This is a genomic window from Deltaproteobacteria bacterium HGW-Deltaproteobacteria-18 (assembly GCA_002841885.1).
Lineage (GTDB): Bacteria > Desulfobacterota > Desulfovibrionia > Desulfovibrionales > Desulfomicrobiaceae > Desulfomicrobium.
In genome coordinates, this window is sequence record PHBE01000011.1 from 1 (window position 1) to 24,756 (window position 24,756).

21 protein-coding genes and 1 rRNA gene are annotated in these 24,756 nt (G+C 59.4%); 12 read left to right on the plus strand and 10 right to left on the minus strand.

The window, feature by feature from the left end:
• Positions 1–88, minus strand: a 5S ribosomal RNA gene (gene rrf / locus CVU60_11085); the annotation flags it as partial.
• Between the two features lie 175 nt (positions 89–263).
• Entirely contained in the window at positions 264–1,259 is a 996-nt protein-coding gene (locus CVU60_11090) for a tRNA glutamyl-Q(34) synthetase GluQRS (GenBank protein PKN41280.1), read from the minus strand.
• Between the two features lie 171 nt (positions 1,260–1,430).
• On the opposite strand from CVU60_11090, the gene CVU60_11095 reads away from it, so the two are divergent.
• On the plus strand, positions 1,431–3,380 hold the full coding sequence (locus CVU60_11095) for a molybdopterin oxidoreductase (protein ID PKN41423.1): 1,950 nt from the start codon (positions 1,431–1,433) through the stop codon (positions 3,378–3,380).
• Positions 3,381–3,390: 10 nt separating this feature from the next.
• Here CVU60_11095 and CVU60_11100 read toward each other — a convergent pair whose 3' ends face one another.
• The 3 genes from CVU60_11100 to CVU60_11110 form a co-directional block, all read right to left on the minus strand.
• Positions 3,391–5,949, minus strand: coding sequence for a threonine-phosphate decarboxylase (locus CVU60_11100; protein ID PKN41281.1), 2,559 nt, complete (start codon positions 5,947–5,949; stop codon positions 3,391–3,393).
• A gap of 2 nt (positions 5,950–5,951) precedes the next feature.
• Positions 5,952–6,395, minus strand: a complete 444-nt coding sequence (locus CVU60_11105; GenBank protein ID PKN41282.1) for a hypothetical protein — start codon at positions 6,393–6,395, stop codon at positions 5,952–5,954.
• A gap of 65 nt (positions 6,396–6,460) precedes the next feature.
• On the minus strand, positions 6,461–7,078 hold the full coding sequence (locus CVU60_11110) for an amino acid transporter (GenBank protein ID PKN41283.1): 618 nt from the start codon (positions 7,076–7,078) through the stop codon (positions 6,461–6,463).
• A gap of 91 nt (positions 7,079–7,169) precedes the next feature.
• On the opposite strand from CVU60_11110, the gene CVU60_11115 reads away from it, so the two are divergent.
• Entirely contained in the window at positions 7,170–8,129 is a 960-nt protein-coding gene (locus tag CVU60_11115; protein PKN41284.1) for a hypothetical protein, read from the plus strand.
• Here CVU60_11115 and CVU60_11120 read toward each other — a convergent pair.
• On the minus strand, positions 8,020–11,064 hold the full coding sequence (locus CVU60_11120; protein ID PKN41285.1) for a hypothetical protein: 3,045 nt from the start codon (positions 11,062–11,064) through the stop codon (positions 8,020–8,022). The genes CVU60_11115 and CVU60_11120 overlap by 110 nt on opposite strands.
• A 192-nt stretch (positions 11,065–11,256) precedes the next feature.
• Between CVU60_11120 and CVU60_11125 the strand changes: the two genes are divergently transcribed.
• From CVU60_11125 to CVU60_11140, 4 genes are read left to right on the plus strand one after another with little or no spacing between them, the layout of a single operon-like run.
• The gene (locus CVU60_11125; protein ID PKN41286.1) at positions 11,257–12,690 is read left to right on the plus strand and encodes a hypothetical protein; all 1,434 of its coding nucleotides are present in this window, start codon (positions 11,257–11,259) and stop codon (positions 12,688–12,690) included.
• Positions 12,691–12,706: 16 nt separating this feature from the next.
• Complete coding sequence (locus CVU60_11130) at positions 12,707–13,684, plus strand: hypothetical protein (protein ID PKN41287.1); 978 nt, start codon at positions 12,707–12,709, stop codon at positions 13,682–13,684.
• The gene (locus tag CVU60_11135; GenBank protein PKN41288.1) at positions 13,681–14,439 is read left to right on the plus strand and encodes a peptidase; all 759 of its coding nucleotides are present in this window, start codon (positions 13,681–13,683) and stop codon (positions 14,437–14,439) included. Before CVU60_11130 ends, CVU60_11135 begins: the two co-directional genes overlap by 4 nt.
• 3 nt (positions 14,440–14,442) lie before the next feature.
• Positions 14,443–15,294 (plus strand): transglutaminase family protein, encoded by an 852-nt coding sequence (locus CVU60_11140; GenBank protein PKN41289.1) that lies wholly within the window; start codon positions 14,443–14,445, stop codon positions 15,292–15,294.
• A 53-nt stretch (positions 15,295–15,347) separates the two neighbouring features.
• Here CVU60_11140 and CVU60_11145 read toward each other — a convergent pair whose 3' ends face one another.
• Positions 15,348–16,700 (minus strand): NADP-specific glutamate dehydrogenase, encoded by a 1,353-nt coding sequence (locus CVU60_11145; protein PKN41290.1) that lies wholly within the window; start codon positions 16,698–16,700, stop codon positions 15,348–15,350.
• Between the two features lie 673 nt (positions 16,701–17,373).
• On the opposite strand from CVU60_11145, the gene CVU60_11150 reads away from it, so the two are divergent.
• Positions 17,374–19,506: a CoA-binding protein gene (locus CVU60_11150; protein ID PKN41291.1), complete on the plus strand. Its 2,133-nt coding sequence runs from the start codon at positions 17,374–17,376 to the stop codon at positions 19,504–19,506.
• Positions 19,507–19,595: 89 nt separating this feature from the next.
• Here CVU60_11150 and msrA read toward each other — a convergent pair whose 3' ends face one another.
• Both msrA and CVU60_11160 read right to left on the minus strand, forming a co-directional pair.
• Complete coding sequence (gene msrA / locus CVU60_11155; protein PKN41292.1) at positions 19,596–20,186, minus strand: peptide-methionine (S)-S-oxide reductase; 591 nt, start codon at positions 20,184–20,186, stop codon at positions 19,596–19,598.
• Between the two features lie 9 nt (positions 20,187–20,195).
• Positions 20,196–20,789 (minus strand): hypothetical protein, encoded by a 594-nt coding sequence (locus tag CVU60_11160; GenBank protein PKN41293.1) that lies wholly within the window; start codon positions 20,787–20,789, stop codon positions 20,196–20,198.
• Between the two features lie 25 nt (positions 20,790–20,814).
• On the opposite strand from CVU60_11160, the gene CVU60_11165 reads away from it, so the two are divergent.
• Positions 20,815–21,162: a hypothetical protein gene (locus CVU60_11165; GenBank protein PKN41294.1), complete on the plus strand. Its 348-nt coding sequence runs from the start codon at positions 20,815–20,817 to the stop codon at positions 21,160–21,162.
• Here the strand turns inward: CVU60_11165 and CVU60_11170 are convergent.
• Positions 21,154–22,494 (minus strand): sigma-54-dependent Fis family transcriptional regulator, encoded by a 1,341-nt coding sequence (locus CVU60_11170; protein ID PKN41295.1) that lies wholly within the window; start codon positions 22,492–22,494, stop codon positions 21,154–21,156. The two genes, CVU60_11165 and CVU60_11170, sit on opposite strands and share 9 nt — an antisense overlap.
• 259 nt (positions 22,495–22,753) lie before the next feature.
• Here CVU60_11170 and CVU60_11175 point away from each other — a divergent pair, with 259 nt between their 5' ends.
• The 4 genes from CVU60_11175 to CVU60_11190 all read left to right on the plus strand — a co-directional run bounded on the left by CVU60_11175 (position 22,754) and on the right by CVU60_11190 (position 24,721).
• The gene (locus tag CVU60_11175) at positions 22,754–22,942 is read left to right on the plus strand and encodes a hypothetical protein (protein ID PKN41296.1); all 189 of its coding nucleotides are present in this window, start codon (positions 22,754–22,756) and stop codon (positions 22,940–22,942) included.
• A gap of 188 nt (positions 22,943–23,130) precedes the next feature.
• A complete protein-coding gene (locus CVU60_11180) occupies positions 23,131–23,820 on the plus strand; it encodes a hypothetical protein (GenBank protein PKN41297.1) in 690 nt (229 codons plus the stop codon).
• Positions 23,787–24,242 carry a hypothetical protein gene (locus CVU60_11185; GenBank protein PKN41298.1) on the plus strand — a complete coding sequence of 152 codons (456 nt, stop codon included), beginning with the start codon at positions 23,787–23,789 and terminating at the stop codon, positions 24,240–24,242. The genes CVU60_11180 and CVU60_11185 overlap by 34 nt, the downstream gene beginning before the upstream one ends.
• 8 nt (positions 24,243–24,250) lie before the next feature.
• On the plus strand, positions 24,251–24,721 hold the full coding sequence (locus CVU60_11190) for a hypothetical protein (GenBank protein ID PKN41299.1): 471 nt from the start codon (positions 24,251–24,253) through the stop codon (positions 24,719–24,721).
• The last annotated feature ends 35 nt before the right edge of the window (positions 24,722–24,756 follow it).

Below are 24,756 nucleotides of genomic sequence, written 5' to 3' on the forward strand. Positions count from 1 at the left end.
GTGAACTTGCAGTATCATCGGCGCTGGAGGTCTTAACTTCCGAGTTCGGAATGGAATCGGGTGGTTCCCCTCCGCCGTGGTCACCAGGACGAAATATATGAAAATCTCAATGAACTTTGCTTTGTCCGGAAGAGGTGTTCCTCATCGCGGAAGAAGCCTCTATGTGAACTCATCGACGCCCGTCAACAAAAAATTCACCCTTTTCAAAAATTTCTTCAAGGCAGTTCGTCAAATACACACTAACAGCATGAAATATATGATTTTCAAGAAATGAGATTCAAGACACTTTCGATATCATTCTCAAGAACCACCGGTCTGCCCGGGATCTTGTCCCACGCAAACTCGGACACCATCTCCGCAGGCGTCGCCGCGATGCGCTCGGGCAGCAAGCCCGCCAGATGTCCAAGAAACCCCGCCACAGCCTTTGAAGAGACTCCTTTGTCACGCAACGCCCGCATTTCCAGCGATTGATGACGCTTGGCCAGACGCACTCCCTCGTGATCAAGCAGCAAGGGCACATGGGCATAGCGAGGAGCCGGCGCATGCAGAAGCTTGAATAGATAGATCTGGCGCGGCGTGCACGGCAGGATGTCCGCGCCCCGAACCACCAGGTTTATGGCCTGGTCCATGTCGTCAAGGGCCACGGCCAGTTGATAGGCGATGACTCCGTCTGACCTGCGCAGCGGAAAATCTCCCCCGCATTCCGCCCATCCCAGGCGGATCTCGCCATGCAAGAGGTCTTCGAAACGTGTCTCTCCGCCACCGTGCAGGCGCAGGGACGGGCGCCTGCCCTGCGCCTCCCGCTCCATGCGCTCGGCGGCACCTAGCTGCAGACAGGTGCCCGGATAGACCGGCCCGGCGTCTTCGAGATGAGGCGCGGAGGCCATGGTCTTGAGTTCCTTGCGCGTGCAGTAACACGGATACGTATGGCCAAGGCGGGTCAATGCCTCGATGACCTCCGCATAGCGCTCCAGGCGCTCCTGCTGCGTGTAGGGCGCATAAGGGCCACCCAGATCCGGCCCCTCGTCCCAGTCAAGGCCGAGCCACGCAAGGTCACGCATGATCTCTTCTGCAAAGTGCGAACGAGAACGCTCGGGGTCGATATCCTCCATGCGCAGCACCATCCGTCCTCCGGCAGAGCGCACCGCAAGCCAACACAGCAGAAAGGACCAGGCGTTGCCGAGATGAAGATGTCCGGTCGGACTGGGGGCAAGCCGCCCACGCACAGATGTTTCGGGGTCAAGAATGAAGGATTTCATGGCTGTCCTGGGGAGCACGAGGGCTGAGAATTGTCAAGCTGGCTGGAGTTTTCCGGCCCCTGCCAAAGCTTGCCTAGGGCTTGATTGACGATACCGGTCAAGTGGCGGAATATGCCTCGCGTACATAAAGGAAACGCGCAATCCATCAAAATCATCAGCCCCCTTTACATAATGAATGAAACAATCGTGACCACCTGCACCAGAGACTGTCCCAACACCTGCGGCCTCCTGGCCGAAACATGCGACGGCCGTCTGATCGCCCTCAAGGGGAATCCCGGTCACCCCATTACAAGGGGGCTGACCTGCGTGAAGGCGGCGCGATACATCAAGCGGATCTACAGTCCTGAGCGCATCACCCGCCCGCTGATCCGCGACCGGCGCTCCCATGCGTGGAGAGACGCCACCTGGGACGAAGCGCTGGATATTGTCGCCGGCCGCTTGAAGTCCATCGCCGCCGAGTCAGGACCCGAGGCCATCCTCTACTATCAGGGATATGGGGAGCGCACGGCCCTGAAACTCCTGAACCGCTACTTCTTCAATCTTTTCGGCGGTGTGACCACGCCGGTGGGATCGCTATGCGGCGGGACGGGACAGAGCGCCCAGGATCTTGATTTCGGCAGGCGCGTATCCCACGATCCTCTGGACCACGCCAACAGCGCGTCCATGATCCTGTGGGGGCGCAACCCCGTCTCGACCAACATCAGCCTCGTCCCCGTCATTCGCGAGATACGGCGGCGCGGCGGCAGGGTCGTGCTCATCGACCCGGTATCCAGCAAGTCAGCATCTCTCGCGAACAGGCATATCGCGCCCAGACCCGGCGCCGACGCCTTTCTGGCCATGGCCGTGGCCAAGCTCATCCTGGCGCAGGGGGCCGAAGACCGCAACTTCATGGAAAACCATGCGGTGGACGCAGACGACTACCTACGCATTCTGGCCCGGCACAGCGTGGAAGAATTGTGCGCGCGCTGCGACACGGATGTGGAGGATGCTCGCTTCCTGGCCGAAACCCTCATGCGCCAAAAACCGACAGCCATCCTGCTTGGCTGGGGCATGCACCGCCACAGGCAGGCCCATCTGTCCATCCGGGCCATCGACGCGCTGGCCGCCATCAGCGGCAACATCGGGGTCTGCGGAGGAGGAGTCAGCCAGGGTTTCGAGGAATACGGGCCCTTCGACCAGAAATTCTGGGGCGATGACCTGAACCCGCCGCGACGGACCCTGCTGCTGCCGCGCATCGGAGAGGAGATCCTGTGCGCTCGCGACCCCGAAATCCGCATGATATACGTCACGGCCGCCAACCCCGTGTGCATGGCCCCGAACACGGCCAAAATGACTGCCGCGTTCCAGCACGCCGAATTCGTGGTCTATTCCGGGCACTTTCTGGACGACACCGCCGACCAGGCCCACGTCTTCCTGCCGGCCACGACGTTTCTGGAGGAAGAGGACGTCATGGCCAGCTACGGCCACAATCATGTTGGCCCGGTCAACCCGGCCATCGCGCCCATGGGCGAGTGCCGAAGCGAATTCGAGATGTTTCACGACCTGGCCGGACGCTTCGACTTTACAGACCGTTTCCAGCGCAGCGTCAAGGACTGGCTGCACGACATCTGCGCGCCCATCCGGGAGCAGGGATGCTCCATGGCGGATCTGCAAAAAAAAGCCTTCCGGCTGGATGCGCCCATGGTCCCCTACGCGGACAAAAAATTTTCCACACCCTCGGGCAGGTTTCAGTTCATGACCGAGTTCAAGCCCGCTGATCTTGACCGCTCCGACCCAGCATACCCATACAGGCTGCTGACCATCGCCCCTCACGGATTCATCTGTTCCGAAAGGACCCTGGCCGAACATGATCCGCTGCCCGTGGTCGTCCTGGCGGAAGAGGAGGCAAGCCGCCTCGGGCTGGATAATGGGGAAGAAGTGACGGTGGAAAGCCGGACAGGGGCTGTCCGGGCCATACTTGAAGTAAAACCCGGACAGCGGCGTGACATTCTGGTGGCTGAACGCGGAGGCTGGCTCAAGGCCGGGCACGGACTGAACCGACTGACCCCGGACATCTCAAGCACCGTGGGACGCGGCACTCCCTACTACGAGACGCGCGTACGCGTCATAAAAAACGCCTGAGCGGGCGATCTCAATCCAGAAGGCGGTAAATCCGCTCCATGTCGAGACTCTCCCGCACCACCGAGGCCAGGCGTTCCAGCGCGGCTTCAAGGTCGTAGGCCACCTGCACCGACCCTAGAGGACGCAGCCCCTTTCGCACCCGAAGGCGATCCAGAAAGAAACGCCGGAACCCATCGGCATCAAAAACTCCGTGCAGATAGGTGCCCCAGACCATGCCGTCGGCACGGCCCCATCCGATCACGGTTTCGTCGACACGGGTCATGAGTGGCTCGATCTGCCCCTCCAGCACGCGCGTGCGTCCATGATGAATCTCATATCCACGGATCGTTTCCCCCGAAGGCAGGTGCACGCAGCACGCCTGGCACAAGACCTTGTCCACAGCCATTTGCGTGGCCAAAGGCAGAAAACCCAAAGGCCGGGCAGACGCCCCCGCGCTTTCGACAAGGGAGGGGTCCGTTATGCAAGTCCCCAGCATCTGCAGCCCGCCGCAGATTCCGACGATTTCGGCCCGGCTGTCCAGAACGGCCTCGGCCATGCCCGAACCCCACAGATAATCCAGATCCGCGAACACGTTGCGCGACCCCGGCAGGATGATGACATCAGCGCCAGCCAGATCCTCGGGATTTCTGGCGATGCGCAGATCCACATCCGGCTCGAGCCCCAGCGCATCAAGATCCGTGAAATTGGAAATATGCGGCAAATCCACGGCCACGACGCGAAGTTCGGCTCGCCTGCCAAAGGGCCGAGCCTCTTTGAACGTGACTGAATCCTCCTCGGGCAGTCCCAGATTTGGCAAAAAAGGCACCACACCCAGAGTCTCCACAGCGGTGAAACGGCGGACGTAATCGATGGCGTCTCCAAGCAGGTCCTGTCTGCCCCGGAAACGGTTGACGACAAACCCCGCCACCAGCGCCCGCTCCCATTCCTCCATGACCTCCATGGTGCCTACAAAGGAGGCAAAAACCCCGCCCCGATCGATGTCTCCGGCCAGCAGCACCTTGGCCCCGGCATGGCGGGCCATGCGCATGTTGACCACGTCGTGGGACTTGAGGTTGACCTCGGCCGGGCTGCCCGCTCCTTCCAGCACCATGACCTGGGCCTGTGCTGCGAGCCCGTCGTAAGCCGAGGTGATGGTCTCGAAAATTTGCGGCTTGAAACGGATGTACTGCCCCACGCTCATGTTGCCCACGGGCTTGCCGAGCACGATGACCTGGGAACCCGTCTCCGAATTGGGCTTCAGGAGCACCGGGTTCATGCGCACGTCCGGCTCCATCCGACAGGCCTGGGCCTGCAGGACCTGGGCGCGGCCCATTTCCCCGCCGTCCCGGGTCACAAAGGAGTTAAGCGACATGTTCTGGGCCTTGAACGGAGCAACGCAAAGCCCGTCCTGCAGGAATATCCGGCACAAGGCGGCCGTCAGAACCGACTTGCCCGCGTTGGACGAGAGCCCCTGCAGCATAATGGCCGGGGTTTTGCGCACGGATTGACTGCGGGACCTGGCCGATCCGAAAATTTCTGAAAGGGCCTCCATAAGACGCCCGTTCTCCTCGGCGCTACGAACGGCCACACGAAAATAACGGGAATCCAGACCAGCGTAGTTGGCGCAGTTGCGGATCAGAATGCGGCTTTTGGCCAGCCGCTCCTGTAAGGCGAAGGCATCCGGTTTTTCACTGCGGCAGAGCAGATAGTTGGCACTGCCCGGAAAAACCTTCAGCCCGAGCCCCGCAAGATCAGCTTGCAGACGAGAGCGCAGGTCATTCACCGCGCCCATGGTATGCCTTGAGTACTCGGCGTCACGCAAAGCCTCTTCGCCCACGGCCTGGGCCAGGGCGTTGACGCTCCAGTCCGGGAGCAGGGCCGCTATGGCCGCACAAACATCTGCGCTGCCATAGCCAAGGCCCAGACGCAGTCCCGGCACCGCATAGAACTTGGTAAGGGAATGCAGTACAAACAGATTCGCACGGACCGTCGCACCCAGCCGTGAAAGCTGCGGGACAAAATCGGCGAATGCTTCATCAATAAGAAAGTAACTCTTTGGGTGCCGGTCGGCCAGATCCAGAATGCGCTCCGGTTCGAGCAGCGTCCCGGCCGGATTTCCAGGCTGACCGAGAAAGACCAGGGCCGGGACCTCAAGCAAGCCCTCAAGGCCTGCCCAATCCATGGCAAAGCCGTCTTCAGGGTGCAGCGTCAATGCCTGGCAAGAAATGCCGGCGGCCGCAGAGGCCCGCCCGTAATCTCCGTAACAGGGCACGGGCAGCACGGCACGCGTAATTCCCTGGGCGGCGCAGACTCTTGGCAGGGCATAAAGCAGCTCGGATGAACCGTTGCCTGCCACCACGTTCTCGGACTGCAGGCCCATGCGCGCGGCTGCGATCCGGCGCAGCCCTTCGGCCCGTGGTTCGGGATAATGGGCCGTCCCGGCCAAGGCGCGAGCCACCACGGGGCGCAGCCAAGCGGGAGGGCCCAGAGGATTGATGTTGGCCGAGAAGTCCAGAATATCTTCCGGCGCGCAGCCAAGCGCCCTGGCCATGGAGCGAATATTGCCACCGTGTGGGGGGAGACTTGGCATAATCAGGCGTTTTTCCCGAGCTTGAAGCGCAGCCTGAGCACCCCGTTCTCAAAGGAATGGGTGGTCAGGCGAAAGACGCCGAGCGCGAAAGTTTGATCCACATGTTCGCCGATGCAGGGACAGGCATCGTAGTCCCCGATGCGGATGATGCGTAATTCTTCGGACGCGCCATCAGGCAGACGTTCCAGATTGAAGAGAACTTCTGCCTCGGACCGGGCCATGTTTTCGGCGAAGACCGGCAAGTCGGCCGCAATGACCGCATTGACTCTCGCTTCGACGTCCCGGGCCTCGTCCTCGGTCAGATCACGATCGTAATGATAATCGCACTTGGCCTTGTCCGGATTCACATGGGCGGAAAAGCACCGCCCGCAAGCAAAAAGCCGGTCCATGGTCTGATTCAGAATGTGCTCCGCCGTGTGCATGCGCGGATCGTAATTTTTGGCCATCGTTCCTCCGATGGAAGGTTGATAGCCGGGGGCGGGGGCGGGGTAAAGGGCTCAAATGTCCCTGTTCAGGCTGTAAAAACGGATGCCGCCAGCGATGCGGCCACGCCCCACATGGTCAGGCCCACCAGAACGTCGAGCACTGCCCATGATCTGGGATGACGGAAAAAAGGGAGCAGCAGGCGCGCGCCAAGACCCAGCGCGAGAAACCAGAGAAGAGAGGCCGTAACAGCGCCCGCGCCGAAGAAAAAGCGCTGCGCTTCAGGATAACGTCCCCCGATGGAGCCAAGCAGGAGCACGGTATCCAGGTAGACGTGCGGGTTCAGAAAAGTCACGGCCAGGGTAGCCGCCACCGTGGCGCCAAGCCCCATCTTTGCCCGCTCCTGGGGCGCAAGCCCTCCTGAATGCAAAGCTGAGTGAAAAGAGCGCAGGCCGTACCAGAAAAGAAAGGCCACCCCGAGCCAGGTTGCCCAAACCGCCAAGGCCTCACTTTGAGCCAACACAATCCCCATGCCCGAAAGCCCCAGGGTTATGAGCAACGCATCGCTCAAGGCGCATATGAGCATCACGGTAATATGGTGGTTGCGGGTCAAACCCCGATTGAGCACGAATGCGTTTTGTGCGCCGATGGCGATAATGAGACCGGCGCCTGTTCCCAGACCCTGCAAAAATGGCGTGAAAATCATCAGGTTCCCCTTGCGTTATGTTGAACCGGGACATAATCGAGGAGAAATCATAAGGAAAACGAATAATTTTATTGAAGCATAAAAAAAACTAATGATCGACACCAAACACCTCGAGGCCTTGGCCGCCGTCATCACCGAACAGAGCTTTGAAAAGGCCGCCCGCTCGCTCTTTCTGACCCAGTCCGCTGTTTCCCAGCGCATCCGTCAACTGGAAGAACACGTGGGCCGCATGCTCGTGATACGCTCGGTGCCAATCCGGCCCACATCCGCAGGGATGGCCATGCTGCGTCACTTCCGGCAACTTTCCGTTCTGGAGGAATCACTCTTCGAAGAATTGGCCCCGGAGGAAAACAGCAATGTGGCGACCGTTACCCTGGCCGTCAACGCAGACAGCCTGGACAACTGGTTCCTGCGCAGCATCCCCGACATCCTCGCGGGAGAGAACGTGCTTCTTGACCTCGTGGTCGACGACCAGTCCGTGACTCACGCCTATCTGCGCTCAGGGGAAGTCCAAGGCGCCATCACCTCGACCCCGGCGAACTTCCAGGGCCTGCTCACTCACGACCTTGGCGACATGGAATACCTGTGCGTGGCCACACCCGCGTTCAGAGCGCGCCACTGCCCACTGGGTTTCGACCGGCAGGCCGCGGATACCTCTCCGATCGTCATCTTCAACCACAAGGATGCGCTGCAGCACGAGTTTCTTCGCCAGCATTTCGGGGAGGAAATCACTCCTCCCGCGCATGTCATGCCATCCAACATCAGTTTTCAGAGCCTCATTCTCCAGGGTGGAGCGTACGGCATGGTCTCAAGCATCCTGGCCGAACCATACCTCAACCGAGGCGAACTGGTCGATCTCACACCGGGAGAAACCTTGCGCGTTCCACATTTCTATCAATGCTGGAGCCTGCAGAGCAGCCTCTCCCGCCGCATCGCCGAAATCATAGTTCGCACTGCTCGGGCGAACCTGATCCCCCGGAGCCCAGAGTGCAGCACCCCGCGCCCTGCGGTGCCTGCCCGTGCCCTCGTTCCGCCCCGTTTCCGGGAGTAATCGCGCATTGCGAGGTTCGGCCATCGACCTTGATAATCATCGGAGAGGACAGACGCACGTGAGCCACGTGCCCCTCCCTGGCCACGAGCTCGTGGCCCTCCAGCCATCCCCAGTCGAAACGCTCGCCTTCCTTGCCCGACATCATAATGTAATTGATCCCAAGAGTGGTGATGTTGTGGAAAAAGTGGGAACCTTGAGACGGTTCCACACGCAACTGCGCCGAAGCGGTCTCGACGATGGCCGAGACTCCGCAGATGTCGTTCCATGCCACGGGAATGCCAAGCCAGCGATCCGCCGTGCCCCATCGTCCGGGGCCCACCAACAGATATTTGCGCCCTTCGGCCAAGAGCGAGGCGTTGATGCGCCCGATCTCCCCTGCGATCTGCACGGTTTTTTCGACCTCGAAGGCATCGGGTCGCACAAAGACGATATCCCGCACGTCGGTCTTCTCGGCGTTGCCCAGGGCGTGGGTGGACAGACAAAAGGCCCGCTCGCGGTCATGCTCGGTGATGGTGACCCGATTGAGATCTGCCCGGGCGGACATGGGCCGCAACTGGAGCAGGGAGAACACGGGCCTGTGCGGCTTGTCCCGGTGGAGCCTGCAGGCGAATTCTATCTCCACGGGGCACCCCATGGCCGATTCCGCGACACCAAGAACATCGGCCAGGATCTCCGCCAGAGGCAGGATCTTGTGCTTCAGCACAGGGGCAAAAAGAAGAACACGCGGCCGGTCGGGGATGGAAGCGGTATCGCGAATGCGCCCCTCTTCCGGCAGAAAGGTCGAAGCCACCAGGGCCAGGGGGCCATCATCCTCGGCTTCGGTGATGTTGCGGCGGGAAAGGGAAAAATCCGTGCGCGGCCATGGCCAACGCTCAAGAGGCAGGCTGTAGAATTCGGTCTGAGCCGTGCGCAAAGCCAGCTCCACCGTGGGGCATTGGGGCAATATGTTAGGATACCTGGGCGAAAAACGCAGGGTCTGCCCACCGTCGACCACAATCTTGCCAAATCCGAAAGCGATCGTCGCCACCCCGTCCTCGGGCTTCATGCGCCCGAATGGATAATAATTGTAAGACTGCGCCACCCCGGAAATGGCCGGATAGAAATATCCGTCGTAATCGTCTCCGATGACCTGTTGCACCAGCACGCCCATCTTCTCCTCGTCGGTGCGCTGATTGACCCGACGCGAAAAGGCTTTGGGAGCCTGATAGAACGTGGAGGCGTAGACCTGCTTGATGGCCAGGATCAATTCCTGAAGCCGCACAGCTGGGTCGGGATGATTGTTGGGGATCATGATCGTGGAGTACAGCCCGGCATAGGCCTGATATTGGGCGTCTTCAAGAAGACTTGACGAGCGCACGGCCAGAGGATGGTGGACCTGCGCCAGATAGGCTTTGAGCTGATGGCTGAGCCACTTGGGAAAACGGGCCTTCTCGACGATCTTCAAGACCTCGTCATCCGGAAGATCCGTGCTGGACAAATATTTCAGATCATTGATCTTAACAAAGGAATCAAAACCCTCCGTCGAAATGCCCAGGGTCTTGGGCATGAAAAAATCCACCCCGGGATATTTTACCGCCAAATCCGGAATCCTGTTCAGGATGGAAAACAGAAACGCCAGCCCGCGCGCCTTGCCGCCCATGGAGCCCTGGCCGATCTTGAAAAAATCCGTGGTTGGGTCGAAGTCTTTGGCATTGAAGTTTGCCACGATGCCCTTTTGCCGCTGCTGCCTCCTGGCCCGGATCATCTCGATGACGCCGCGCCGAAGGAGTTCCGGGGACGCGAAGTCCGATTCGCTCATGGGGCGCAGACGGTTGGCCAACTCGAATTCGGTGCGCGCAAAAAACCAACGCGAGAAATCATTGTGGCGGGAATGATGGACCAAAGCCTCGGCAGGGATGGTTCTGAGCCTCTCCTCCAGCGCGTAGAGGCTTCCCGCCCGGGAAATTTCCTCGCCCTCCGGGCCGCGGAAAATGAAATCCCCGAATCCCAGACGCTCCAGAACGAAAGCCCGCACATCCGCAAGCAGGCTGGGGGAGTTCTTGTCCACGAAGCTGGCTGGAATCTCCCGGGCTCTGCGGGCATTGGCCGGTTCGTTGCTCATCAGGAGCAGCGGGATGTCAAAACGCTGTGCCTTGATGGCGCCGAGCAGCTCAACTCCGGCCGAGGCGTCGAGTTTGCCGCCACGGGGGAAGCGCACATCGGAGAGCACCCCCAGCACATACGGCTCGAATTTTTTGAACAACGCCAGCGCGTCGTCGTAATTGTCGGCCAAAAGAATCTTGGGCCGGCAGCGCATGGTCAAGAGGCGGTGTTCCTGATTGAGACCCTCGCGGATGACGTCCTGGGTCTGGACGACCAACTCCCTGTACAGGATGGGCAAAAGACAGGACTGATAGCGGGGGGAATCCTCGACCACGATGATGACCCGGATTCCGACACTGACCGTGTCAAAATCCACGTTCATGGCGTCCTCTGCGTTTTTGACCAGAGCGACCAGAAGATCGGCGTTGCCGGTCCACACGAACTGGCGGTCTATGCCCTCGGCCGGGCTCTCCCCCGGCAGGAAAACCTCGCGGTGCGTCAGAAGATAGACAGGGATGCCAAGCCCGAGCTCCTTGATTTTCTGGCCCAGGGTCAAGGCCTCGCGCTCGGCCAATTGCGGCATGAGAATGACCAGTTCGAACGGGCGCTGGTGCAGAAAGGCCAAGGCCTCCTCGGCGCTTGACGCCCAGGTCAGGCGCGGCGGACGACTCAGGTTCAGCCCCTGGTACTCGGACACGATGCGCTCGGAGAGCTTGCAATCCTCTTCCATGACCCAGGCGTCGTAGGCTGTTGACACAAGAAGAATGTTCTGGACTTTCCTGGCCATGAGATCATGGAATTTTCTGAATTCCGAATCCTGGGCCGCAAGTTGCAAGGACGGCGTGAGGGACATGTCTGTCTCCAGTGAAAACTGTGCGATGGAGCATTGAGCCTATGCAATTACCCCGCCCTTATGCAACGCGGCGGAGGCCTGAAATGCGGAGAAACATCACGTGCGAATGTTTGTTTTCAGGCACGTATTTGTTTAAACCTTTGGCGCAGGACCACATTAAATTTACAATGATGTCAAAACCGGAGGCTGCTTATGAAATTCACCGGCTATGATCTTGGGCCTTTTCATGACGAAATGTTCTCGGCCCCCGGCGTTCCCCGCGACGGCACGAAGCTTCTGGTCGACAAAATCGAGTCGCTGCCCGAAGGCGAATTGTTCAGGCGACAGCAACAGGCCGAGCAGGCTCTCTACGACCTCGGCATAACCTTCACGGTCTATGGTCACGAACAGGGCACGGAAAAGATCTTCCCCTTCGACGTGGTCCCTCGCGTCATCGAAGCTAACGACTGGGACCATGTCGAAATAGGTCTCAAGCAGCGCATTTTTGCCCTGAATCTTTTTCTGGATGACATCTACCACAAACAGAAGATCATAAAAGACGGAGTCATTCCGCGCGAAATCATCGAAACGGCCGAGGGCTTTCTCCCGGCCTGCATGGGCATAAACCCGCCCCACGGGATCTGGTGCCATGTCACGGGCACGGACCTTGTGCGCGACGAGAGCGGAACCTTTTTCGTTCTGGAGGACAACCTGCGCTGCCCGTCCGGGGTGTCCTACGTGCTGGCCAACCGCAGTCTCATGAAACGGACCCTGCCCGAAGTTTTTGCGGCCTCGCGGGTACGTCCCGTGGACGACTACCCCGCCAAGCTCCTCAATCTCCTGCTGCGCATGGCCCCCAGAAGCGACTCCCAGCCCTGCGTGGCCCTGCTCACCCCCGGAATCTACAACTCCGCCTATTTCGAGCATTCCTTCCTCGCGCTGCAGACCGGCATCGAACTGGTCCAGAACCAGGACCTCGTCGTTGAGAACGATTTTGTCTACATGCGCACGACCAAGGGCCTCAAAAAGGTGGACGTCATCTACCGCCGCCTGAACGACGATTACCTCGATCCTCTGGTCTTCAGACCAGAGTCGCTTTTGGGCGTTCCGGGTATCATGGGCGCCTATCGCGCGGGCAATGTCTGCCTCGCCAATGCGCCGGGCACAGGGGTGGCTGATGACAAGGTCGTCTATGCCTATGTGCCCGAAATCATCCGCTACTACCTGGGAGAAGAGGCCTTCATCCCCAATGTTCCGACCTATCTGTGCTGGCGGGACGAAGATCGGTCCTATGTGCTGGACAATCTTGAGACCATGGTCGTCAAGGCGGCCAACGAATCCGGCGGCTACGGCATGCTGGTCGGCCCGGCATCCACCAAGGCCGAGCGCGAGGATTTTGCAGGACGCATCAAGGCCAGACCACGCAACTACATCGCCCAGCCCGCGCTCATGCTCTCCCGAGCGCCGGTCATCGTCGGCGATCATTTTGAGGGCAGACATGTGGATCTGCGGCCCTACATCCTTCATGGCGGCGACGTACAGGTCATCCCCGGCGGCCTGACCAGGGTGGCCCTCAAGAAAGGATCGCTGGTGGTCAACTCCTCCCAGGGCGGCGGCAGCAAGGACACCTGGGTCCTCAAACATTAACTCCAAGGACACGCCCATGCTTTCACGCGTTGCAAGCGCCATCTACTGGATGAGCAGATATCTGGAACGGGCCGGGAATCTGGCCCGCGTTGTCGAAGTCAACTGGCACCTGACTCTGGACCTGCAGGAATCCGAGAGCGGTGAATGGAAATCCCTCATCGAAGCCAGCGGGGATCAGGCCCTTTTCCAGGAACGATACGGGTATTACGACGCGGCCTCGGTCATCACATTCCTGAGCTTCGACCGCGACTATCCCAACTCCATCGCGTCCTGCCTCTGGGCGGCCCGGGAGAACGCCCGCGCCATCCGCGAGGTCATTCCCTACGAAATGTGGAACTACATCAACATATTCTATCATCTCGTCCATGACGCCTCGACCCGCCCCCTGGAAGTGGTCGAGAACCCGTTTTCGTTCTGCCAGGAGATCAAGATGCGGGACTTCATCCTCGGCGGGATCGCGGCGGACGCCATGATCGAAGACGAAGCCTGGCACTTCGCGCGGCTCGGACGCCTCTTGGAGCGCTGTGACAAGACATCGCGCATCCTGGATGTCAGCTTCCACCATCTCCTGAAAGGACCGAGCGGCACGCAGCAACAGGGCGATTCCATCCACTGGATGGCCCTGCTTCGGGCCACCAGCGCCTTCAACGCCTTCCGGCGCTGCCGGGGACGCATCTCGCCCGAAAAGGTGGCGGACTTTCTTCTTTTTGAACATCATTTTTCGCGATCCATACTGTACGGACTCACGCACGCCCAGGCCTCCCTGCACTCCATCACGGGAACGAGGCTGAATTTTTTCACATGCGAGAGCGAACGCCTGCTCGGCCAACTCTGCGCAGACCTTTCCTACTTGACCATTGAAGACGTTTTCGCGCAGGGTCTGCATCGTTTCACGGACCGTTTGCAAACCCGCATGAATGCGGTCGACGCCCGCCTGGGAATCGAATTTTTCGGTTACGCGGCGCATGGACCGGAAACAAGGATGGAACAATGACTTTTTGTCTCGGCATCACGGTGGAAGACGGCCTGGTCGGCCTGGCGGACACCCGCATCACCGCCGGCAATGAAATGACCACGGCGCAGAAACTCAGCACCTATGAGACCCAGAGCGGGGCGGTCTTTTTCATGACCTCCGGCCTTCGCTCCCTGCGTGACAAGGTGGCCACCTACTTCGAGGAGGCCCTGGAGTCCGGACCCCCTCCGGACAAACTCTACAAGGCCGTGAACCTCTTTGCCGGCCTCGTTCGGCGCGTGGCCAATGAAGACAAGGAGTATCTCGACGCCTCAGGGCTGCAGTTCAACATCCACACCATCATGGGCGGACAGTTTTCGGCCGACGCCACGCACAAGCTCTTCCTGATCTACCCGCAGGGCAACTGGGTGGAGATCACCTCCGGCACTCCCTACCATATCATTGGCGAAACCGGCTACGGCAAGCCGGTCCTTGACCGGACCCTGAAACACGAGGACTCCATCCATTTCGCCCTCAAGGTCGGCTGCCTGGCCTTCGACTCCACGCGAATCAGCGCCGCCGACGTGGATTTCCCTCTCGATGTGGTGGTCTATTCCAAGGGATCCTTTTCCCTCATCGAACATCGTTTCGAGCAAGGCGACCTGGCGCACATCTCCACCTGGTGGCAGGATCGGCTTCGTGAGAGCGTCCACGCCCTGCCCTCGGAATGGATCGACGCCATCGCGGCCAGCCTCTCCCCCAGCAGTCGCAAGCTGCACTCCAAAACCGAGGATTGAGCGATGCGCATCCGGGTGGAGCACGAAACCAGCTATCGCTTCAGCGGGCCCGTCTTCCTCGAGCCGCATCTGATCCGCCTCAAGCCCCGACAGGATGCAGGTCAGATGCTTGAAGATTTCAGCCTCAAGGTCAGCCCCGAACCTGCCGGCCAGTGCGAAATCCTGGACGCATGCGGCAACGCCGCCCATTGGCTGTGGTTCGAGGGCATGTGGGAGGCGCTGGTGATCCGCACGGAATTCACGGCCCGCACCCTGCGCGACAATCCCTTCGACTATCTGCTGCACCCGTGCGCCTTCACACTGCCTCTTGATCTTCCCGCCCTTGAACGCGAAGCCCTGCTGCCGTCTCTTGGGTCCGGCAGCCCCTCAACGCGCGGCCTTGCCAGGAAATTCATGGCCGAGGCAGGTGGCGACAGCATCCAATTCCTGAGCATTCTCAATGCCTGGATCTATCAGAACATTACAATAATCCCCCGGCTCGAACCGGGCATCTTTACCACGGAGACCACGCTGCGGCATGGCCGTGGCGCTTGCCGCGATGTCAGCCTCGTCTTCATGGAGGTCTGCCGGGAGGCGGGAATCCCCGCCCGGTTCGTGTCCGGCTACCAGATCGGCGACCCCGGACAAACCGAGCGGGACCTGCACGCCTATCCGGAAGTCTATCTGCCCGGAGCGGGCTGGCGCGGCTACGATCCCACTCTCGGACTTACGGTCGTCGGAGGCCATCTTGCCCTCTGCGCCGCCTCCGAACCGGAGCTGACCGCTCCCATAACCGGCACGTACAGAGGCAACGCAACAAACGAACTTCTCCACAAAATTCACCTTGAAACCATGCCTGAAAAAACAAACGGCTGACCCTGTTTAAAGGATCAGCCGCAACGAGCAAACCAAGCAATTTTTCGGCTACATCAGACCACGCCCTGATCCAGCATGGCGTCGGCCACCTTCACGAAGCCGGCGATATTGGCACCCACGACATAGTTGAGAGGCTTGCCGTAGGTGGCCGCCGTGTCCATGCAGACCTTGTGGATGGTCTTCATGATCAGCTTCAGCCGGTCATCCACTTCCTGCCTGGTCCAGCTCAGGCGCATGCTGTTCTGGGTCATCTCCAGGCCCGAGACCGAGACTCCGCCGGCGTTGGCGGCCTTGCCGGGGCCGAAAAGCACCCCGTTGTCCAGAAAGATGTGCACGCCCTCGTGCGAGGTCGGCATGTTCGCGCCCTCCGTCACGACCCGCACCCCGCCAGCCACCATGCTCTCCGCGTCGCGCCGGCTGATTTCATTCTGCGTGGCGCACGGGAAGGCGCAGTCCGCCTTGTGCGCCCAGAGGGGATTGTACCCAAGCGCATAATCCGCCGCAGTGAAAACGGCCTCGGGATAAGCGTCCACGTACTCACGAACCCTCCCACGGCGCACATTCTTGAGGTGCTTGATGAAGGCGAGCTTCTCGGGCGTAACTCCGGCCTCATCGTATATGTAGCCCGACGAATCCGAAAAGGTGATCGGGGAACTGCCCAGCTGCAACAGCTTTTCCATGGTGAACTGGGCCACGTTGCCCGATCCGGAGACCAGGCTGCGCGTCCCTTCCAGCGTCTTTCCCTGGGCCGCGAGCATCTCGCCTGCAAAATAGACCGCCCCGTAACCCGTGGCCTCGGGCCGGACCAGGCTGCCGCCCCAGGAAGCGCCCTTGCCGGTCAACACTCCCGTGAATTCATTTCTAAGCTTCTTGTACATGCCGAACATGAAACCCACTTCGCGCGCGCCCACGCCGATGTCCCCGGCAGGTACGTCCGTGTTCGACCCGATGTGCCGGAAGAGTTCGAGCATGAAGCTCTGGCAGAATCTCTGCACCTCGTTGTCGGACTTGCCCTTGGGATCGAAATCCGCGCCGCCCTTGCCCCCACCCATGGGCAGGGTGGTCAGGGAATTCTTGAAGACCTGTTCAAAGGCCAGAAACTTGAGAATGCCGAGATTGACGGAGGGATGAAAACGCAGGCCGCCCTTGTAGGGCCCGATGGCGCTGTTCATCTGGACCCTGAAACCCCGGTTGACGTGCACATCCCCGTGATCGTCAACCCATGGAACCCGGAAAATGACGACGCGCTCCGGCTCGACCATGCGTTCCACAATCCCCGCCCGGCGATATTCGGGATTGCGCTCAAGCGCCGGTTCGATGGACTCCATGACCTCCGTCACGGCCTGATGAAATTCCACTTCGCCCGGATCCCGCCGCTTGACCAGTTCAAGAATCTCCATGCTCATGAAAGTCCTCCGCGAGTAAGCTGTTGCATGCATGTTCGGCCAGTGCTCGTTCGACGCAAAATAATCCGTAAAAACCTTGCCGCCTTTCTTCCCCCAAGCGAAGCCAAGGTCAAGGGAGTCCTGCGTTTTTTTCGCAAAAGAAGCGCTGTTTCGCACAATATCTGGATTGTCGGCAAGATTCCCGTGATTTCAACGCCCCCTTGTCCTTTCAAACCCGTCCCTCCACACTCCAGGCAAACGAAAAACTTCGGCCTCTCCCAACAAAACAAGATGGATCCCCGCCTTCGCGGGGATGACGCACAGTGAAGTCGGGCGACCGAGACATAAAATTGCACCACAGATATCACACTGTTCTTTCACAATTATGGCGCAGCGCAGCACCGTGGCGGGGCGGGTTGGTCCGGGCAGGTCGCCTCGACTGTCTGACTGAGACAGGCGTCGTTGGCAAAATCGTTGCCAAACGTATTGCCCCGATCTGACGCTCCGCACGCAACGATTCTGCCTTACGAGGCCAGCGAAGGAGTTTCGAGGCGGCCTGACCGGGCCAACCCGCCCCGACACGCCACCAACACTCCACCCGCTCCCCCAGGCACACCAAGCGCTTCTTGCAAAAAAACGCCGCCCCCATCATGATGAGAAACCGAAACCGACACCAGCCCTCGCAGGAGCCCCCATGGAACCGATACAGCTTGGATTTGAACAGAGCCGCACCCTTCTGGACGCTTACGACATCCCCGTCCTGGGACGTATGGTCCGCACTTCGGAGCAGGCCGTTCGCGCCGCGCGGGAGCTCGGGTTCCCGGTGGCCATGAAAACGGTATCAAGTCAGATCATCCACAAGACCGATCTTGGCTGCGTGCTCCTCGACCTCAAGGACCAGACCGAGCTTGAGGCCGGGTACAACCAGCTCATGGACAACGTCCGCGCCGCCGGAGTGACGGAAATCGACGGCATCCTGATTCAGCCCATGGTAAAGCCTGGTCTTGAAGTGCTCATCGGCGCCACTCAGGACGTCAGCTTCGGCCCCATGACCATGATCGGCTCAGGCGGACGTTTTGTCGAACTGCTGGTCGATGTGGCGCCGGGCATCGGCATTCTGGAGGAAGGCGAGGTACGGGCCATGCTGGACAGGACCCGGGCCGGACACATTCTGGATGGTTTTCGCGGACCGGCCCTGGACAAGCAGGCCGTCATCCGACTGGCCATGAACGTATCGCGCTTCATGTCCGAACACCCCGAGATTCATGAACTCGATCTGAATCCCGTCATCGTCTATGAAGAGGGCTTCGCCATTGTCGACGCCCGGCTCATTGCCGGGGAACCGATCCATTATCCCCGCCAGACCGACATTTCACCGCAAAAGATGGCCAGCCTGCGCACGATTTTCAACCCTGCCTCGGTGGTCCTCTACGGAGCGTCGAACACCGGCACGGTGGGCGGCATCGTGCTCCAGAATCTGCGCCGCCTGGGCCGCATCTATCCCATCAACCCGCGCACGGAATCTCTGCAGGGCCTGCGCTGCTACCCGAGCCTCGAAAGCCTGCCCGAGGTGCCCGAGATGGCGGTTTTCGTCATCAACTCGGAAACTGTGGTCCGCGAATTCGAGAAGTTCTGCTTGGCCGGAGGCAAGGGCGCCATCATCATCAGCGACGGCTTCGCCGAATCCGGACGGCGGGAGCTTGAAGAGAGGCTGCGCAACCTCAGCCTGCAATACGGCGTCAGCTACATCGGCCCCAACTGTCTGGGCATCATCGACAATTTTTCGGGAGTGAACACCATGTTCATCCCCCCTCATCGCACGGGGATCATCCGTGAACAGGGCGGAATAGGCATCATTTCCCAGAGCGGCGGCATCGGCATGGAACTCATGGAGATGCTCGAAGCCGACCGGGTGGGCATGGGTAAGTGGGTATCCTGCGGCAACTCCAGCAGCGTCGGCGTGGCGGAGATCCTGGCGCACATGGGGCAGGACGAGCGCATCGAGGTCATCGCCATCTACCTCGAAGGCCTGTCCGAAGGCCTCAAGCTGATGGAGATCGGACGGCAGGTAGCAGCCGAAAAGCCCGTGGTCATCATCAAGGGCGGGTCCGGCGGCGGCAAGGAGGCGACCATGTCCCACACCGCTTCGCTGGCGGGCAGTCACGAGGCCTTCCGGGCCTGCTGTTCACAGGCCGGATTCTATCTCATCGAAGACCTGACCGAAGACCCGAAGATCATGGTCAACGTGCTCTCCATCCTGACCACGCAGCCCAAGGCACAGGGCAAGCGTACAGCGGTGGTCAGCGTCGGCGGTGGCGCGGCGGTGCTCCTGGCCGACCAGATCACGGCCGAAGGCCTGGAGCTGGCCCGGTTCACCCCGCAGACCAGAAGGCGTTTGCAGGATCTGCTGCGCGAAAACATCAAGGCCACAAACCCCGACGACCTGGAGCAGATGCTCGTCAACGTCGGCAACAATCCGCTTGACCTGCTGGGCAACTGCGATGACCGGCGGCTCATCCGCGCGCTGGAGATCATCGCGGACGATCCCGATACCGACGTCATTGTGGCCGCCATCTATCTTCAGGTACCCTATCTGTCCGAATATCTGGCCGAGCGGCTGGTGGAATTCCGACGCTCCATCGACAAGCCCTTCATCGTCTCCCCCCGCGGACTGTGCACCCATGTGACCAGGTTCCGGGAATCCCTCTACGCCAAACGGTTCCATACCTACACCGTGCCAATGGTCAAACCGCTCAGTATCGCGCTGGACATCTGGGAGCGCTACGACCGCAATTTCATGAGCGAAGCCGAGCTTCGCGAAGACTAGAGATCCCTGCCAAACGAGCACAAGAAAACCCGGCCTTTGCAAATTGCAACTGCCGGGTTTTCTTTCTCGTTTTGCGCGTGCCCCTGGGGCTATTTTTTGGCTTCCGCCCCCCAAAGCTGCTTGAGTCGCTGATCGCGGCCGCAGCCCTGGCGATAGAAACGGTACCTCAGAGGATTTTTTTTGTAATAATCCTGGTGATATTCCTCGGCGGCATAAAACTCGGTGCGGGGCAGAATCTCGGTTGCTACCTTGAATCCCCGAGCCTCCTCAAGCTGGGCCATTGACGCTCTCGCGATGGATTCTTCGGCCTCGTCCGCAAAAAATACGGCAGATCTGTACTGCGGGCCACGATCGCAGAACTGCCCTCCGGCGTCGGTGGGGTCTATGTTGCGCCAAAAAACATCAAGAAGCTTCCCAAAGTCAACCAACTCAGGATCATAGACCACCCGCATGGCTTCTAGATGCCCGCTGGTCCCGGACGAAACCTGTTCGTAGCTCGGATTTGGCGTCTGTCCGCCAGTGTAACCCGCCTCCGTTGCCAACACACCGGGCAGCGCGTCGAAAGGTCCTTCAAGACACCAAAAGCATCCGCCCGCGAAAACCGCCTCTTTATTCTGTGCAGCCACATTACCTCCAAACAAACCAAGTACCAGTAGTGCCAACGTCAACGCCAGTCGCATAGGGCCTCCCTAAAGTTCCGTGCCAGAATCCCAGAGCGCACCTTCCGCAAGGAACGGAATTCCTCCGGAACTCAGACCGCCCTGGTACAAAACCCCGTCCAATGCGTAGGTCAGCTTGCCCGGACCGTTCTGAAAGGTGATGATCTGACGCAACAGGTCCAGTGTCGAGGCGGAGGCCTCGACTTTGAAAACTGCCTCGCTCAAGGCCTCCACCCTTCCATTTTCCGAAGACACGGCGGGAAGAAGATTCATGTCATTAAAACGTGCATTGACCCTGACTCCGGTCCAGGCCAACGCAAAAGGATTGGGGTTGACTATCCGCAAAGTCAAAACAACTCTTTGCTCAAAGAGAGTGCTGCTTGCAGGGACCACATTGACCAGTCTCACCGTTGGGGATTCCACTTTTTGCCCGAAATGGGCACATCCGGAAACCGCAATAAAAAAAGAAACTGCAAGAAACAACGCGAGACTTCTCATTCTCCCCCCTGTCAAACCATGATCATAAAAAACTTCAACGTGCTTCCCAAACTGGAAAAGTTTCTGGAAGCTGCTCATCAGACAACCGCCACTGATCTTCGCCATCGACATTTTTCCGTCCTGCATACCTCAGGATCACCTTCTTTGGACCATGGGCAAAGAATCCGTTTCCTCCCAGAACTTCGAGTGCCTCATTTTCGTCGGGGTACTCAAGAGCCGAGACGTAACAAATTCTTTCACCGTTCTTCTCTGTGCAATGCGGTTCAAAATAACGCATGAAGTGCAACAAGGTATTCATGTTTTTCATAGGTCCTCCCATCTTCAACTGTCTTTTCCCATGCTAATCACTGTGGACGGGATGACAAACGTTAAAAAGGGAATCGCCCTGAAAAAGACAACCGTGACCAGGAGCGGAAGCGGGCAAACGTCGGAATTTGATTGTCGGTCCCAAGACACGCTTCACGCGAAGGACGAAAACCAAAACTTTTCGTCAGGCTGATCGCTTTGCCGTATCAATTTGAAATTTCTTGATCTTGTAGTGCATGGTCCGACGACTGACCCCGAGCAGATCGGCGGCGTCCTTGACCACCCAGGCGCTTCGCTCAAGAGCGTTCAGGACCACCTGCTTCTCGCTTCCGGCCAAAGAGAGAAGATTGCCGGGCAGGGGCGTGTCCTCGTAGCTCTCTTCGAACTGCATATCCTCCATCCGGATAACTCCGTCTGAAGACAAGATGACCGCAGCCTCCAGCATATTGCGCAGTTCACGCACGTTGCCGGGCCAGGGATAGTCGAGGATGGCTTCGGACACTTCTGCGTCGAGACGCGCCATGGGTCCGTCCTCGGCAAAGAGCTGGAGAAAACGCTCGGCCAGAATGTGGATGTCGGCCTTGCGCTCACGCAGGGGCGGAACCTGGATGGTGATGACCTTGAGGCGGTAGTAAAGATCTTCCCGAAACTCGCCGCTACGCACCAAATCGGCCAAATCCGCATTGGTCGCGGCAATGACGCGGCAATTGACTGCGGTCTCGGCCAGATCTCCAACCCGCCGGATTTTTCGCTCCTGCAGGAAGCGCAGGAGGCGCAACTGCATTTCCGATGAGATATTGCCTATCTCGTCAAGGAACAGAGTTCCGCCATGCGCTTCGGCCACGAGTCCCTTCTTGTCCTTGTAGGCGTTGGTGAACGAGCCCTTGGCGTGCCCGAACAGTTCGCTCTCAAGCAAGGTTGAGGGAGTGGAGCCACAATCGACGATCACAAGCGGACCCCGCGAGCGCTGACTCAGGCGATGCAGGAGCCCGGCGATCTTTTCCTTGCCCGTGCCGCTCTCGCCCAAAAGCAGGATCGTGGCCTCCGTCGGAGCCACCCGCTCGATCAACCGGTAAAGACGCTGCATGGAAGGACTCTTCCCGCCCCAAAGCTCCTCGGTCAGCAGGTTGCCGCCGCGCGCCCAGGAGCGCCCTGCGCTTGCGGCCAGAACCCGGGCAATCCCCCTGAGCAGTTCCTGCCCGTCCACGGGTCTTGTCAGATAATCCGTGGCACCGTCCTTGATGGCCGCGACGGCGCTGGGCACCGTGCCACGGGCGGTCAACATTATGAAGGGCAGCCCAGGCCAGCGCCGAACGCACTCCCACAGCAACTCCCGGCCGGTCATGCCCGGGACGTCTTCGTCGGCGATCACCAGATCAACCAGACCGCCTTCAAGCTTGAGCAAGGCCTCTTCACCATTCGAAGCAACCGGGACGGCATAGCCATCGGCGGCCAGCAGATCCATGAGAACCTGCCGCCGGTCAGGATCGGCATCAGCAACCAGAACGGTCCTTTCCGCGTTCATCGCGTACGCCCGGTGAGTCCCGCAACGCAGGCCACGCGACAAGTGCCTGAAAGTCTGATCAATATTCGAGGGTCGAATTTCTCCATTTCGTGGATATATCCGAAACTTCAAAAAGACTCAAACAAGAGTGAACCGCCTTGCAGCGTATTCAAAGGAACGATTCGCACCCCATGCGGCACTTCCACGGCATGGAGTTGTCAGTTGCGGCGCACACGGGTATATTGTGCGAACAACAATCAAAAATCAAAGGAGGTCCACCATGACGGACAAACAGGAAAATACCCTGCCCCTGACCGGAGACACCAAGCAAAAGCTGACCGGCCGTAAATGCAAGGAACTGGACTCTCATACAGCCGCCATGCTTGAATCGAACGAAGTCAAGGCCATCACCGGCGAAGGCGAGGAATGGTGGTGCCCCAATCCGGACTGCGCGGTCGTGGACAAATAACGGCTGTACGGCCAAATCCCTACGGCGGCCTGGGCATTCTTTGCTCAGGCCGCTTTTTTTTGTTCCAGATCCTACCAGTTTTTCAGCCTTTCAATATTAGGGAATGGTATAATTGAAACAGGTTGCGACCGGGCTTATCGTGACGGGAATTTTTGCAATGAAACCAAGCAGATTCTCAGGCGCTACGCATGACCAAAAGCTACCAGCAGAAACCCGGGCAGTCCGGCATGACCCTTGTCGAAATCCTTGTCGCCATGACTGTTTCGAGCCTGATCGCCAGCGCGGTCTACTCCCTTTTCCAGACCCACCAACGCATCGCCGTCAGACAGAGCCAGACCTCCCTCATGCAGCAGGAACTCCTTTCCTCCGTCGCGCTCATTTCCGAAGAATTGCGCATGTGCGGATTCTCGGCGCGAGGGGCGTCAGGCTTCGGCTTTACCCATAAACCCGAAACAGGCGCTCCGGCTTTTGGCCGGGCCACGACACAGACCGCAGTCTACTGCACCCTGGACTGGAACGCGGACGGCATCGTCAATGAAAGCGGCAGCGGCAGTCTGCGCGAACACGCGGGGTTCAGGCTCAATGTCGCAAACGACGGATCAGCAAAAAAAATCCCCGACAATGTGCTGCGCAAATACGACACCGGAGCCGTGCACTGGCAACCCGTCAGCACAGGCATCGGGGATCTGCGTTTCTCCTATCTCGATGCCGACGGCGAGATTATCGTCGATCCGCATGCGCACACACGGAGCATTCGGGGCGTTCGCGTACAAATCACCGCTGTCCCCGATCCGTCCCAGGCACAATTCGGCATCGGCAACCGCACGGTGTCCACCACGGTCTGGTGCAGAAATACGGAAATGGAAAAGACGCCGTGAACAAAGGGTTCACTATTCTTGAGATCCTTGTGGTCCTGACTATCGTGGCCGTGCTGGCAGGCATTTGTGGCACGACGTTGCTAAAAGCCCTGCCGGGAGCCGAAATGAACCGTGCTGTCCGGACCATTGTCAGCATGTGTCGGCACGCCAGATTCGAAGCCATCAAACGAAACCAGCAGATCCGGTTCCGATGCGCCTCGCCGCAAAACACCTGCGAAATCAGGGTGCGCAGCGACAACACCCTGCTGCGACGCTTTGATCTCAGCTCGCTTAAAACCGGCGCCATCCTCGCCAAATCCTTCACCACCCATTTCAACGGCCTCGGAAGAGCCACTGTGGCCGGGTCCGTCACTATCGAAAACAACACCGGCCTGTCCCGCACGATCACGGTGCGGCCATCGGGCAGCATGGTTTCGGAGTAGAACGCCGCATGTCCAGCCACCTTCTCACAAAACGTCCGTGCCAGACCGCAAGTCCGATTTTTGCCCCGAAAGTTACATCTCGCCGGCCATGGGGAGAAAAAAATAGCCCCGGCTTCACGCTTATCGAAGTCCTGATGGCGGCAGCCATTCTGGCCATCGGTCTGATGGGCGTCGCAGCCCTCATCACCCAGGCGTTTATGCTGGATGTCAACGCCAGCCGGATTTCCCGGGGGAGCTTTCTGATGGAAGAGTTTCTGGAGAATGCCTCACGCGCCCAGTATTCCGCTCAGGCCTTCAATGCCCTGACGGACTCCACGGCAAGCCGCGTCAGTGACGGCGTTCGTTACTCGCTGAACTGCACCATGAACGACAACTCGCCCGTGGAGCGGTGCAAGGAAATGACCTGCATCCTCACGTGGAACAACAGGGGCTCGCGCGCGAGCGCACGGTACGTATATGTCCTCTCCCCAAAATTCTAAGGCCAGCCCAAAACCTTGTCCGGGCCAGTCCGGCA